This is a genomic window from Neobacillus sp. FSL H8-0543 (assembly GCF_038592905.1).
Taxonomy (GTDB): Bacteria; Bacillota; Bacilli; order Bacillales; family Cytobacillaceae; genus Neobacillus.
The window spans coordinates 4,590,461-4,603,991 of the sequence record NZ_CP151943.1 but is presented as its reverse complement, the minus strand read 5'-3'; the positions used below and the strand labels follow the sequence as shown (position 1 = coordinate 4,603,991).

Here is a 13,531-nt window from a genome sequence, read left to right as displayed (position 1 = left end):
TTTTCGTCTATTTTGATGGCAATTGTTTTAAGTATTGCTCCTTCAATTTAGACTTTTGTATTTTTCCCGCTGGTGTCTGTGGAAGATTCTTTACAAAAACAATTTGTCTTGGAACCTTATAATCTGCTAAATGCTGCTTACAGAAGAATTTCAATTCATCTTCTGATAAAGTTGCCCCATCCTTTGGTATAATATAGTATAGACCCACTTCACCCAGGAAAGAATCCGGTACACCAATTCCAGCAGCAAATGATACCTTCGGGTGGGACATGAGGACACTTTCAACCTCTACTGGATAAACATTATACCCTCCCTGGATATACATCTCCTTCTTACGGCCTTTCAAGAAAACATACCCTTCATGATCGAGATAGCCGATATCGCCCGTATAGAGCCAGCCATCTTCTGAAAAGGTGAGTTTTGTTTCTTCAGCAAGATCAAAGTATCCTTTCGCCCTAAAGTTCCCTTTGACCGCTATTTCACCCACTTCACCATAGGGAAGCTCTTTCTGTTCTGTATCAACAATCTTAATTTTAAAATCACCGATGGGAACCCCGATACTTTCCTGCACTCTTTTTAAGGAATCTGTTAACTTAGTCAAAATACATGCACCAGATGATTCACTAAGGCCGTATAAATTAATGATTTTGGCATTTGGGAAGTGTAAAGCAATCATTTCACATTGACTCGGATCCACATTTGACCCGCCAACAATACCTATTTTAATCGAGTTAAGGTCGTATTGGTCGATATCTTTATGATTACAGAGCATGAGATACATGGTTGGGACACCACCAAAGATTGTTGGTTTTACCTGGTCAATCACTTGCAATACCGTTTCTGGTATAAATTCGGGAATCAACACAATACTACCGAATTTCAATAATAGGGCATGAACAGCACAGGTAATTCCGCCAACATGATTGAGCGGCAGACTTCCAACGGTACAATCTTTTTCCGTAATGGACAAATGATTGGCCTGGGCATTCGCCGACTCAAGAATACTTCGATTAGTTATCATCGTTCCCTTCGGCTTTCCAGTTGTTCCAGATGTGTAAATCACGATGGCAGTATCATTTTCTTTTACCTTCTTTTTGCAACTATCTAGTCTGCTTTTATCAACTGAATGTTGGACTAAATCGCTGAAGCTTAAACTTCCTTCAAAGCCCTTTCCAATAAATATATATTTTTCAACTGTAGGCATTTTGTCACGAAACCGTTGAAAAAATTCAGAAAAGTCAAATCCCTGATGCTGGGAAATGCTAACAATTCCTTTAGACTTTGAATTGTTTAGCATATAATCCAATTCTGCCTCACGATAGCGAGCATTTAAAGCCACCACACCGACACCAATCTTTGCTGCCGCAAAATAGGTGTAAAGCCACTCCAACTGATTCAAAGCCAAAATCGCTAGATTATCTCCTTTTGTAAATCCTTCCTCGAGCAGGGCAGTTGCAAGTCTATCTGAAATCTCATCCAGTTCCTTAAATGTAATCCTCTCATTCTGATAGAGTACGAATGGTTTATCCGGATACTTTGCTGCAGCATTTGTTAATGCTTTATGAACAATCCACTCTTTCAAACTATCCACCTCCCCTATATAGCAGGCTTTGTTAACCTTGCCTGTTGATTTCCGCTCCAGGCACTTCGCTTTCCGCGGGCAGTCCGGGAGCCTCCTTGTCGCTATGCTCCTGCGGGGTCTCCCAAGACTTGCTTCTCCCGCCGGAGTCTCGTGCCTTCCGCTCCAATCAACAGAGAATCAACAATGTGCTTAACCATCTAAACAAGATTATTCGAATATAAGCTTTGATATTTATCCCTAAGGATATGCTTTTGAATTTTACCAGTGGTTGTCAGCGGAAGCTCAGGAACAATTACCACTTCTTTTGGAACTTGGAAACTACCAAGATGCTCTTTGCAGTAGGCAAGGATATCCTCCTTTGTGGCTGTCTCCCCTGGCTTTAAGACAACAAACGCCGTTACCGCCTCCACCCAGCGCTCATGTGGAAGCCCAACCGCCACTGCATTTAGTACTTTCGGATAGGAAATCAGAACCTGTTCCACTTGAATCGAAGCAACATTTTCCCCACCTGTTTTGATCATGTCCTTCTTCCTATCAACAAACATGAGCAGTCCATCCTCATCTAAGTAGCCCAAATCTCCCGTATGGTGCCAGCCAAACTGTCTCGCCCGGTTTGTTTCTTCTGGATTATTGAGATACCCATCCATGACATTTGGTCCGCGATGGACGATTTCACCAACTTCCTTTTTACCAAGCAGGCTGCCCTTTTCATCCATTATCGCTATATCGGTAATCAATGACGCAACTCCCCAATAAGGTCCAGATTTCCTAAGCTGGTCTTCGGGTTTGAAAACACAGGTTGCTGGGTACATTTCAGTTTGGCCCGACCCCAGTGCAAAATCACAGCCAAGTTCCTTAATCCCTTTTTCAAGCGTATTTCGATCCATTGGTGCCATCGCATATAAACAATAGCGCAGGCTTGATAGATTATATTTTTTAAAGGAAGGATGATAGAGAAAAGCTCTATACATTATAGGCAGACCAAACATCCAAGTAATCTTTTCTTTTTCGACCGTTTTCATAAATGCTTCAGGATCATATCCTGGAATGATGACTAAGGTAGACCCGAGATGGAAAAAGGATGCTACCAGTGCATGCTGGGCACAATGGAACACTGGCATGATTAGTGTGGCAATGTCTTCTTTCACCATTCCAGCCTCAATGATATTAGCAAGGCTAGCAATGAACACAGCCTGATGGTTAATGAGGACTCCTTTCGGTGTTCCCGTGGTTCCACTTGTAAACATAATCTGGGCAATATCCCTGTCACCGATGTTTACTTCAGGCTCTGCTGTATGATTGGATTGAAGGGTATTTTCAAATTTTTCCGCCTCCAGGGCTCCTTCGCCAATTACGATTAATTCAGGACAAATGGCTGAAAACTCTTCTTTTTTCCCCTTTATAAATACCTCGTCAGCTAGGAGTACTTTCGCCTGTACTTCCGAAAGAATATAGACCTTTTCATTAAAGGAAACGCCAGGATTAATTGGAACCCAGATTAAACCTGCCTTTGCAATCCCAAAGATAGAAACAAGGAATTGCCAGGAATTCCCGCAAATCGTCGCAACGGAATCTCCTTTTTGTAAACCAAGATCTAACAAATAGTGTGCAAAACGGTTACAATCATCGTTAAAGTCTTTATAGGTAAGCCTTTTTTCACCGGAAACAACCGCTGTTTTATCAGGATTTTTTGCAGCTGTCCTTCGAATAATGTCACCAATTGCTACACGATTTAAAGCAGTAATCTCACTCACTTATCCGTCACCCCTCGTTTTTTTGAATCGTATCCTTATTCTTGCAAAACTACTCCCTTTTCCCGTAACTCACCTCCAATCCACTCCTAACATCCTGTTGAATGCCGTATTGTGGAATCGGATAACGCAAGCCATTGCGGCTCAAATACTTCATTCCTTCAATCGCCCTCAGCAAATCATCTGGAGAGAGTGCCATTAATAGTTCATCATCAAGAACTCCCCCGTACCTCCTTTCTGCATAGCAAGGAATGGACAGACTTGGCTTTCCTGTCTTTAAGGCCCTTCCCCATGAGTCTGCACAGGATGATTCACCTACAATACTCCAATCAAACTTCTGATAATTTCTCCACTGCAATCCATTTATGAACAAAATCATTTGCCCTGGGGTTGCATAGAGTAAACAAATATCTGGCGGTTGAAGGCGCCCTGAAACAAGCGGTGATACGGCCATCGCCTCATACCTCCCAAAAGGAACGACCTCCATTGCTTTTTGATGTTGTTCAGCATCTTCAGCAGTTTCATACCAGACACCAGCATACTCTTTTCCTGCAATCCATTTTGCATCTTGCGGATGAAGACCGATGACAGCGCCACATTGAGCACCAACTAAATCCTCATTGGTGATCCCCACCGTCCAACCAAGTCTTGCAGCTTGAGCCACAATTTGGTCCGTTGTATGAACCTGAGTTGGCCGTCTTATTTTTGGAACCGCTTCCATTTCAGCTCGAGTTTGGAATAATTTCATTCCAATTGGCACGGTTTTAATTTTTAGCAGGTCCTGCAAATCTGATATGATTGCCTTCCAATCATACATACGAAAGATTCCTCCTTTGTTAAAGATCATGCCGCAGTCATTCATTAAAATTTGGGCTCTACACGATAGTTGCAAGAATTGTACCAACCTGCCTGTTACGTCTTACCATCGCTTGTAAGTTGAAAATGGCTTACACTTTGGCTGCTGATATACTCTTACATCTGTTAAGAAAAAAATACAAATGTACAACTTTGTAAACAGTGAGTGTTGCAGATTAATATAAAAAAATCCATGAAAAAGTAAAAAAAAGATGGTCGTTTCCATTATTGTGTTATACAATAATAAATAATTAATTTACTGTTATACAACAAATTAAATTATAATAAAAAAGGGGTAATGGATATGAACAAAACTGACTCAATCGTGCGGAGAATACTAGGCTGGAAATTAAATAGATGGGATCGATGGTTTGATTATGAAAAAAATCTGTTTATCTATGATTCGGAGTTTCAACCTGAGCATAACCTCGACCATGCAATGCTAATTGTAGAAAAATTAGAGAAGTTCGGATTTACCTTTTCAAAAAATGGAGATTACGAGGTTGGTTTTAATAACATACGCGCCACGGGTGATACTCTACCTCAAGCAATCACCAATGCAGCCTACTCCATCATCGAACAAAATTCAACCGTTCATAGCAGTAGAATATGGCAGCAATTATGTTAAAATGATAAATAATGCCAGGCGCCATCAATTTGGATGGCGCCTGGCATTATTCTTTCCATGGGAACTTATTTCGGCGTGACTATTTTTCCAGACTTTTTATTGCCTCTGAAAACCTATAAATCCCTTCATGGATTAAATTTGTTTCAGCCCTTCCATATGTAAATCGAAAACAGTCTTTTTCAGAACCCAAAATGCTTCCTGGAACAAATGCAATCCCCTTCTTTATAGATTCCTCTAGTAATTTTTGCTCATCTACAGTCCTGTTTAATTTGACCCAAATATGAATTCCGCCCTCTGGAGTATAGAATGTTACTTTTTCATCCATTTCTTGGTTCAAGCTTAAAACGATTTGATCCCTCCTCTGTTTAAGCTCTTTTCTTAAAAAATGAATATGTGGGTGAAAGTACTCGGAGCCAATAAATTGATTGGCAATCCATTGAGGAAAAACACTATGTCCAAAATCAACTTGTTGTTTAGCGTCAGCAAGCCGTTGAATGACTTTTGAAGGGCCAATAACCCAACCAATCCGCAATCCAGAAGCCATAATTTTGGACAAAGAGCTTATATAAAGGACATTTCCATTATCATCCATTGATTTTAAGGTTGGATTTACCACTTCATCATAGGAGGTCAAACTATAGGGATCATCTTCTATGATTGGAATACCAAATTCAGCTGAAAGGTTTAAAATTTGTTTGCGCCGCTCCATTGAAAGAACCGTTCCCGTAGGGTTTTGAAAATCAGGGTTTAGAAAGACCATTCTAATCCGATGTTTCTTGTGTAATTCTATTAGGTCATCCGGATTTACCCCGTCTGCATCCACAGATAATCGGAAAATTTTTAAACCTGCCGTTCGGAAAATAGGAAGAGAATAACAATAGGATGGATCCTCAATGGCAACAGCGTCACCAGGTTTAAGCAGGCATTGAACAATTAAATGTAGGGCTTGCTGAGCACCCGATGTGATAAGAATGGATGAAGGAAGTGTTTTAATCTTCCTCGTCTCATTCACATGTGAAGCAATCGTACTTCTTAACTCTTCATTCCCTTGTGGATATTCATATCCAAGAAAGCCTGTAAATGGCTGTTCAGAAAGAATATTTCTGAATTGCTCATTTGGAAATAAATGAGATGACAATTCACCACTAGCCATATTTATAAGATCATTTTCCTGGGTTTCCTTGCGAATTCTTTGCACTAATGGAAGGTTGGGCAGAAAAGAACCACCCTCTAAATATCGATTCCAGTTTGGAATTCGCCTGTGTTCTAATCCCCAAATATCTGTACTAACACGGGTTCCACTTCCTTTTTTTCTCTCTACAATACCAAGCGATTGGAGTTCTTCATAAGCTGCGATCACTGTACTGCGATTCACTTGCAGCTTTTCTGCTAAAACACGTTCTGAAGGCAAGATGCTTTCCGACGTATACACTCCTGTAGCAATTTCCTGCTCAATAAAATTGGCAATTTGTTTATAAATGGGTCTTTTCTCTGTACGATTTGGTTTCCACCCCAAATTTTTCACACCTCTCAATTTCGTAAATTACGTAATTTCAATAAAAATAAAGTGGATGGTCTCTTTTATTGCTAATTGGATGGTCTCATTTAATAAAAATATCATTAATATAAGAGTCATACAATGAAACTCTTATGACTTAGTTAATATTTTTTAATGAAATTATTTTACCCTGTTATAGTTTGAGTTCTTTTGAAAAATAATTGAATGGAGGAGGAACAGATATGGAGTTTGCTATGGGCTTTATCATCATCGTTTTAATAGCCGCATTTATTGGCACCATTGCACTTTTAGGAAAACATGATGAAAACTATAAAAGTTCCACAAAACCTAACACTATCCGGTTAACGGTCATTTATATAATCGTGATTTTTGGTGCAATCGGAGGATTGGCCTGGTATATTTCCATGACCTAATTTATTTTAGGGTGGTGAAAAAAAGTAAATCCCCAATTATTACTTATATAGGGATTTACAGAACTTACTTTTATCTTTTTTATATCGAAATTAAGCATCCAGGAAAAAGGGGAAATCCTCTTCTTCCTGGATGCTTTTACTTTTCAATCTATTTGTTTAAACCCGCATTTTAAATTAAAATATCTATTCCGTACCTAGTGTCACACCGAGTTTCTTTAAATATTGGCGATAGGCAATGCTCATCCGGTCACATTTTAAAGAAAGTTCTACTTGCAAATCCAGTGGTAAGTCCTCCGGTTTTTGGTTTTCTACAATAGGCTTGTCCTGAGCGAAAATCATATCCTGAAAATCTATCATTTCTTGGTCACTTGTACCAGTTTCATAGTTAACTGACATAATTCCAAAGGCAACGGACTTTCCTTCTGCGACAGGGAGAACCGTCAGTAGGATTGTCATCCTATTGTCTGTATCAGGATCTCTTTTAGTAAATCGTACGGTTAGCGGCCGAACAATTTCATAGGTGTAATAAACATCCTTTGATTGACCGGAGCCATCTGGATCAGGCTGGAAAATGGCAATTTCATCTGAGAAAATTCGATCACCTTCAGACTGCACATCATAATCGCCAATGACTGGATGCTCAGGTACTCCAAGAAATCCTTCATGGATAAAAGAAAGATGCCCTACATCAAGGAAGTTCTCGACAATTCTTGGCGGATTTGCATTCACTTCCTGTGGTCCCCACAATACATTGCGGTAATTATCATCATTAAATTCGGGATACGATAAGAACTCAGGATTATTATTATTGAAATTTACCCATACAAATCCATACTCTGTTCTGCATGAATATTTAATCGCTTTTGCTTTTAATGGAATCGACTTTCCTTCAGGAAGCTGTGGGATTTTAGTACATGCCCCTTCCGAATTATATTCCCAGCCATGGTATGGGCAAACGAGGTTCCCGTCTTTTACGCAGCCGAGTGAAAGAGCGGAACCGCGATGGATACATAAGTCTTTAAAGGCATGAATTCCCTGTTCATTGCGAAAAAGAACAATCCTTTCACCCATGATTATTACTTGCAATGGCTCTTCCTTTACCTCATCTATTTTACAAGCAACAATCCAATCATTCCGTAAAACAGTATCATTGATTATCATTTATATCCTCCTCACCATACTCAATATTCTCTATATTTTAGTTAGCAGACGAATAAAAGTCAATAATAAAACACGAACATTAATTTTATTTTTTATAAAATTATTCGTAATTTGATATTTACAATCATTGAAAGCTAAATTATAATCCAAGTAAGGTTTTTATTACCGACGCAGTGATAACTACCAGAAAAGTAGTATTTTAATTGATTAAACGGTTCTTCATGATTCTTAGGCTTGGTTTTTTTATATAATATAAAATAGAGGAGAATGGTTTAAGTGGAACAAAAGAAGAAAAACACGAACATTATTGTTGGAGTGGATGAAAAAATCAGTTGGAGCAAAGCATTATTGCTAGGTATGCAGCATGTTCTTGCAATGGACCTGTATATTGCTCCGATTATTATTGCGGGGTTACTTGCGCTAGATACAATGAATACAACTTTTTTCATTCAAATGTGTTTCCTTGCTGCGGGACTTGCAACACTCATTCAGACTATTGGTGGGCTTCGGTTACCAGTCGTTCAAGGTCCCTCTTATGTTCCGATTGGTGCTTTAGCTGCGATAGGAGGAAAGCTTGGAATGGGTGCAGTATTTGGAAGTCTCATTCCTGGGGCCATACTGATTGCATTACTAGGTTATCCATTAAAGTGGTTTGCTAAAGCGGTCAAGAAAATTATCCCACCGCTTGTCGGTGGAACAGTTATTGTTATCGTCGGGATCTCTTTAATGCCAAATGCCTTTAATAGCATCTATAATGCACCAGGAAATGTTGGACACAATGTCCTGATAGCATTTGTTTCGGCTGCGGTTCTAATTATTTGCATTCTTCTTGGACGAAAAGCAAAAGGATTTGGAACATTTTTCCGTCTTGTTTCTGTCATCCTAGCAATTGTTGCTGGAACGATTACGGCTACACTATTTGGATCGGTGGATTTCTCTTCTGTAAAGGAAGCATCATGGTTTTCGTTACCAAGCTTTTTCCCATTCGGTAAGCCCGTATTTGATTTACAAGCCATTTTAACCATGGTATTTATCTATCTTGTTATTTTAGTAGAAACTACAGGGACTTGGTTTGTGGTTTCAACCGTAACCGGCAGTGAATTAGATGAAAAAAGATTAAACCGTGCCTCTTTCGGTGAAGGACTCGGTTGTTTTGTAGGATCCCTTTTCGGCGGTACCCCAATGACTGGTTATTCATCCAATGCAGGAATTATTGCCATTACAGGCGTAGCAAGCAGAATGGCAATAATCAGTGCAGGGATAATTCTCGTCATCCTAGGTTTAATCCCTAAATTATCAGCAGTCATTACTTGTATCCCGGAGCCTGTCATCAATGGAATTTTCGGTGTGGTCTGTGTAGCGATTGTTATGAATGGTTTTAAAGTCATTCAGCATGTTGTCATCAATGACCGGAATATGATGGTCATCGGCGTACCGATTTTATTAACAGTTGGAACAATTGTTCTTCCTAAAGAAATCTTATACAGCGTCCCAGACTTTGCAAATTATATCTTATCTTCTGGAACAGCTGTTGGAGCTCTCGCTACGGTAGTACTCAATCTTATCATCCCGAAAGAACGGGAAAAAGTATTACCTGCAGATACAGAGACAGCAGCATAAAACCAACAAAGGACTAGTGATGTTCACTAGTCCTTTGTTGGTTTTTTTTCGCTAATTTGACCCTAACTATTTCGATAATTATTATGAGTGGGCTGAAACAGATCTTCCTCACTGTTCCTAACAACAGAAAAGTGATCTACGTTGTAATGACCATGCAAGATAAAGTTATGATGAGCGATTATCTGTTCAGCAGTTAAGACGGAAGAGCCTGTAGTTGAATGCCCATCTCCCACTAATGTTACATCAAAGCCATTTATGGTAGCCGTTCTAACCGCAGAATCAATGCAATATTCTGTTTGACATCCCATGATAACAAGATGTTCAATTGCATGATCCTGTAAATATCCCATTAATGGAGTACCATAAAACGAATTCGATGCCTGTTTATCAAAAATCTCTGACGCAGGCGGTACATTTATACTTTGGTGTACTTGAAATCCTTCCCCTTCACCGCCAGCTACATCTTGATCTCTCACGAATACGATTATAGCATCTGATTCCTTTGCCTTTTCAATAACTAAATTGATAGTTTCCACTAGTTTCTCTTTATTCAATACACTTTTCTCATTTTCATTCCCCTCAATTAATTCTTGCTGGGCATCAATTACTAGTAAAGCTTGTTTCATTAGCATAACCCCTATTCTACTAATAGCCTTAATTTTTATACTACTTATTCGGTATATAATTGATTATATCCTTTTATAAAAAAAAAAGTGCAGTAAAATCATAAGATTTTACTGCACTATATTAAAATTATACAAGTACTGGTGAAATATTTTTTGCTGCTGCTTTAACTTTTTCTAAGCCTTCAGCAATGATTGTTTCTGCTTGGTCTGGCATTGTAGCATGACCTTCAATAATGACTTCATCTACGATTTGCATTCCGAATACGCCGCCAAAAACATTTTTAATATAGTTTGCAGCCATTTCCATTGGTGCTGCTTCTGGTGTTGAGTAAATACCACCGCGTGCACTTAAAATGATTGCCTTTTTGTCAGTCATTAATTGTACCGCTTGGCCATTTTCATCGTATTTGAATGAATAACCAGCTTGATATACATAGTCAACAAATGTTTGTAATTTAGCAGGAATCGTTAAGTTCCATAATGGGAAGGCGAATACCACTAGGTCTGCAGCAGTTAATGCATCCATCGCTTTTTGTTTTGCAGCTAAGATACGTTGTTCTACGTCTGTCATTTCTTCGCCTGATGCCACTTTACCGAAAGCGTTGAATAACTCTTGACCAAAGTAAGGCATATCTTCTGCAAATACATCAAAGGTAGTTACATTAGCGACTTCTAGGTTCTCCATGAAAGTTTCATACATTTTACTTGAAACAGCTTCTGAAGCTGGACGGTTATTTGCTTTTACTACTAATATATTCATTAATAAAATCTCCTTTAATTATCTTTAATTATCTTTAATTCCAATGTCTCGAATTAATAATATCTTAATATAATAGATTAGTCAAGAAAACAAGCTTGGCAATTTTCTCCTTATTGTTAACAAAGGATTCATATTCTTTTAGCAAAATCATCGCTTTTTTTTATAAAATTAAATTGACTTGAATAATTTAAAAAGGAAGTGGAACATGCCATTTAAGGATCGAACGGAATCAGATGAATTAAAGACGCTTAGAATTATAAACACCCGAATGGATTTATCAGAGGATAAATATACTTATTATTTAGGTCTCGAAAAAGGATTTGCAGGTGAAGTTCAATTTGATTTATTGACAGAAAAACTTCAACCTGAATGCCATATCTTAAATGATTTGTTGCTAGAGAGTAACAACACAATCTTTCAAATTGATACAACAATAATTTTCCAAGAAACCATATACCTTTTTGAGGTGAAAAATTTTGAAGGTGAGTATTGTTATGACTCAGACAGTTTCAATACCTACATAGGAAAGGAAATAAAGAATCCATTGGACCAAATTAAACGGAGTAATTCCTTACTTCGGCAGTTAATTCGAGAACTCGGATGTAATTTACCAATTGTAGCAAATGTTATTTTCATTAACCCCGAGTTTACCTTATTTCAAGCTCCAAAAACCTACCTTTCGTACTTCCAACACAGCTCAATCGCTTTATGAAAAAATTAAATAACCAACATTCAACGCTTTCAGAGGTTCACAATAATTTAGCGAACCAATTAATATCTTTGCATATTCCTAAATCACCATATACTCAAATACCTCCATATGAATATGATCAACTTAAAAAAGAGATGAATTGCAAAAAATGCCGGTCATTTTCTTTAAAGGTGATAGATTATTCAGTAATTTGCAATCAATGTGGGTGTATAGAATCGGTTTCATCAACGGTCATTCGCAGTGTGGAGGAACTTAAATTTTTATTTCCAGAGCGGAAAATTACGACAAATGAAATTCATGAATGGTGCGGGATTATTGATTCAAAAAAGAGGATAAGGAGGATTTTGGGGAAAAACTATAAAATTGTAGGAAATCATCAATGGTCTTATTATGTCTAAAAAATTATTATGACGATTTACTCTCATGAAGGATAATTTCTGAGTTTTCTCATGCCGAGTTGTCCTTCATCACTCTCATGAAGGACATCTCCAGTGTTTCCTCATCCGGAGTTGGCCTTCATCACTCTCATGAAGGACATCTCCTGCGTTTCCTCATCCGGAGTTGGCCTTCATCACTCTTATGAAGGACATCTCTAGCGTATACTCATGCTGAGTTGTCCTTCATTACTCTCATGAAGGACATCTCCTGCATTTTTCCCGGCCGAGTTGGCCTTCATCACTCTCATGAAGGACATCTCCAGTGTTTCCTCATCCGGAGTTGGCCTTCATCACTCTCATGAAGGACATCTCCTGCGTTTTTCCCGGCCGAGATGTCCTTCATCACTCTCATGAAGGACATCTCTAGTGTTTCCTCATCCGGAGTTGGCCTTCATCACTCTCATGAAGGACATCTCTAGTGTTTCCTCATCCGGAGTTGGCCTTCATCACTCTCATGAAGGACATCTCCTGCGTATACTCACGCCGAGTTGTCCTTCATCACTCTCATGAAGGACATCTCCTGCGTTTTTCCCGGCCGAGTTGGCCTTCATCACTCTCATGAGGGCATCTCCTGCGTTTTTCCCGGCCGAGTTGGCCTTCATTACTCTCATGAAGGGCATCTCCTGCATTTTTCCCGGCCGGGTTGTCCTTCATCACTCTCATGAAGGACATCTCCAGTGTTTCCTCATCCGGAGTTGGCCTTCATCCCTTTAAAAGAAATACATCTCCGCCTTTCACATATGCGGAATTGAGAAACTCTTTCCACAAGGTGACCCTTACTTTTAAATCATCCCAAACATTCTAAAACCGATTATGATAATTGCGATATCTGCAAAAAGATGAACGATCCAAGAGTTTATAAAACTATTAGAATTTCTGTTCAACCAATTAAATAGAAAACCTACGACAAATAGTCCAAGCAAAGCGAGTAATAAAATTTGAAATTCAAACCAAGTCACAAAAATAGCCATATGGTAAACGGAAAACAGCAAAGATGAAAATATATAGGCTGTTTTTTTCATCCCTTGTTTGTATAAACCTACAAATATAAATCCCCGAAAGAAAAACTCTTCTAAAAAGGAATTTCCGAATGTTACATACAAGGCAACAAAGAGAAAGATAGAGGGAGTGATGTTAGATTTTTCTTGCAATTCGCTTGAAATAGATTTTAAATCTATGAAATCTTGTAAAATCCAAAAGGCAATGAATATGATCGAAAAAGCCAGTAAACCGAAACCAATAGATAATTTTAAATCCTTTTTATTAGTTAATGCAAAATTAAATAAATTTTCTTTAATCGAACGTCGGAGAATGAAAAAATAGAGCAATGGTATACCAACAAATAAAACAATTTTTGTTCCCGTTTTAATAAAATAATCAGCCATTAATATTTGCTCTACACCATACAAAACTAGGCAAGAAATAAATGAAATGCTAATAATTATTAAACTTTTGTTCAAATAATCA

Annotated in this window: 14 protein-coding genes; 5 read left to right on the top strand and 9 right to left on the bottom strand. The window is 38.4% G+C overall.

The features are described from left to right. Nucleotides 1-7: 7 nt before the first annotated feature. From NSS81_RS23005 to NSS81_RS22995, 3 genes are all read right to left on the bottom strand, one after another. Nucleotides 8-1,582, bottom strand: coding sequence for an AMP-binding protein (locus tag NSS81_RS23005; RefSeq protein ID WP_342430937.1), 1,575 nt, complete (start codon nucleotides 1,580-1,582; stop codon nucleotides 8-10). 197 nt (nucleotides 1,583-1,779) lie between these two features. Further along, complete coding sequence (locus tag NSS81_RS23000) at nucleotides 1,780-3,336, bottom strand: AMP-binding protein (RefSeq protein ID WP_342430936.1); 1,557 nt, start codon at nucleotides 3,334-3,336, stop codon at nucleotides 1,780-1,782. Between the two features lie 49 nt (nucleotides 3,337-3,385). Continuing rightward, complete coding sequence (locus tag NSS81_RS22995; protein WP_342430935.1) at nucleotides 3,386-4,150, bottom strand: DUF169 domain-containing protein; 765 nt, start codon at nucleotides 4,148-4,150, stop codon at nucleotides 3,386-3,388. Between the two features lie 342 nt (nucleotides 4,151-4,492). Between NSS81_RS22995 and NSS81_RS22990 the strand changes: the two genes are divergently transcribed. Continuing rightward, complete coding sequence (locus NSS81_RS22990) at nucleotides 4,493-4,816, top strand: hypothetical protein (protein ID WP_342430934.1); 324 nt, start codon at nucleotides 4,493-4,495, stop codon at nucleotides 4,814-4,816. A 79-nt stretch (nucleotides 4,817-4,895) separates the two neighbouring features. Here the strand turns inward: NSS81_RS22990 and NSS81_RS22985 are convergent, their stop codons facing one another. After that, complete coding sequence (locus NSS81_RS22985; RefSeq protein WP_342430933.1) at nucleotides 4,896-6,332, bottom strand: PLP-dependent aminotransferase family protein; 1,437 nt, start codon at nucleotides 6,330-6,332, stop codon at nucleotides 4,896-4,898. A 224-nt stretch (nucleotides 6,333-6,556) separates the two neighbouring features. Here NSS81_RS22985 and NSS81_RS22980 point away from each other — a divergent pair, with 224 nt between their 5' ends. Further along, nucleotides 6,557-6,748 (top strand): hypothetical protein, encoded by a 192-nt coding sequence (locus NSS81_RS22980; RefSeq protein ID WP_342430932.1) that lies wholly within the window; start codon nucleotides 6,557-6,559, stop codon nucleotides 6,746-6,748. A gap of 183 nt (nucleotides 6,749-6,931) precedes the next feature. Here the strand turns inward: NSS81_RS22980 and NSS81_RS22975 are convergent, their stop codons facing one another. Then, complete coding sequence (locus NSS81_RS22975) at nucleotides 6,932-7,909, bottom strand: aromatic ring-hydroxylating dioxygenase subunit alpha (RefSeq protein ID WP_342430931.1); 978 nt, start codon at nucleotides 7,907-7,909, stop codon at nucleotides 6,932-6,934. Between the two features lie 276 nt (nucleotides 7,910-8,185). Between NSS81_RS22975 and NSS81_RS22970 the strand changes: the two genes are divergently transcribed. Next, the gene (locus NSS81_RS22970) at nucleotides 8,186-9,529 is read left to right on the top strand and encodes a nucleobase:cation symporter-2 family protein (protein WP_342430930.1); all 1,344 of its coding nucleotides are present in this window, start codon (nucleotides 8,186-8,188) and stop codon (nucleotides 9,527-9,529) included. Nucleotides 9,530-9,591: 62 nt separating this feature from the next. Here NSS81_RS22970 and NSS81_RS22965 read toward each other — a convergent pair whose 3' ends face one another. Both NSS81_RS22965 and NSS81_RS22960 read right to left on the bottom strand, forming a co-directional pair. After that, nucleotides 9,592-10,155 (bottom strand): cysteine hydrolase family protein, encoded by a 564-nt coding sequence (locus NSS81_RS22965; RefSeq protein ID WP_342430929.1) that lies wholly within the window; start codon nucleotides 10,153-10,155, stop codon nucleotides 9,592-9,594. Nucleotides 10,156-10,282: 127 nt separating this feature from the next. Next, on the bottom strand, nucleotides 10,283-10,915 hold the full coding sequence (locus tag NSS81_RS22960; protein WP_342430928.1) for an FMN-dependent NADH-azoreductase: 633 nt from the start codon (nucleotides 10,913-10,915) through the stop codon (nucleotides 10,283-10,285). 205 nt (nucleotides 10,916-11,120) lie between these two features. Here NSS81_RS22960 and NSS81_RS22955 point away from each other — a divergent pair, with 205 nt between their 5' ends. Together NSS81_RS22955 and NSS81_RS22950 are read left to right on the top strand one after the other, a co-directional pair. Continuing rightward, nucleotides 11,121-11,627 (top strand): nuclease-related domain-containing protein, encoded by a 507-nt coding sequence (locus NSS81_RS22955; protein WP_342430927.1) that lies wholly within the window; start codon nucleotides 11,121-11,123, stop codon nucleotides 11,625-11,627. Then, the gene (locus NSS81_RS22950; RefSeq protein ID WP_342430926.1) at nucleotides 11,624-12,025 is read left to right on the top strand and encodes a hypothetical protein; all 402 of its coding nucleotides are present in this window, start codon (nucleotides 11,624-11,626) and stop codon (nucleotides 12,023-12,025) included. The genes NSS81_RS22955 and NSS81_RS22950 overlap by 4 nt, the downstream gene beginning before the upstream one ends. Before the next feature lie 543 nt (nucleotides 12,026-12,568). Here NSS81_RS22950 and NSS81_RS22945 read toward each other — a convergent pair. Further along, nucleotides 12,569-12,727 carry a hypothetical protein gene (locus tag NSS81_RS22945; protein WP_342430925.1) on the bottom strand — a complete coding sequence of 53 codons (159 nt, stop codon included), beginning with the start codon at nucleotides 12,725-12,727 and terminating at the stop codon, nucleotides 12,569-12,571. A 119-nt stretch (nucleotides 12,728-12,846) separates the two neighbouring features. Beyond that, entirely contained in the window at nucleotides 12,847-13,524 is a 678-nt protein-coding gene (locus NSS81_RS22940; RefSeq protein ID WP_342430924.1) for a CPBP family intramembrane glutamic endopeptidase, read from the bottom strand. Between the last annotated feature and the right edge of the window lie 7 nt (nucleotides 13,525-13,531).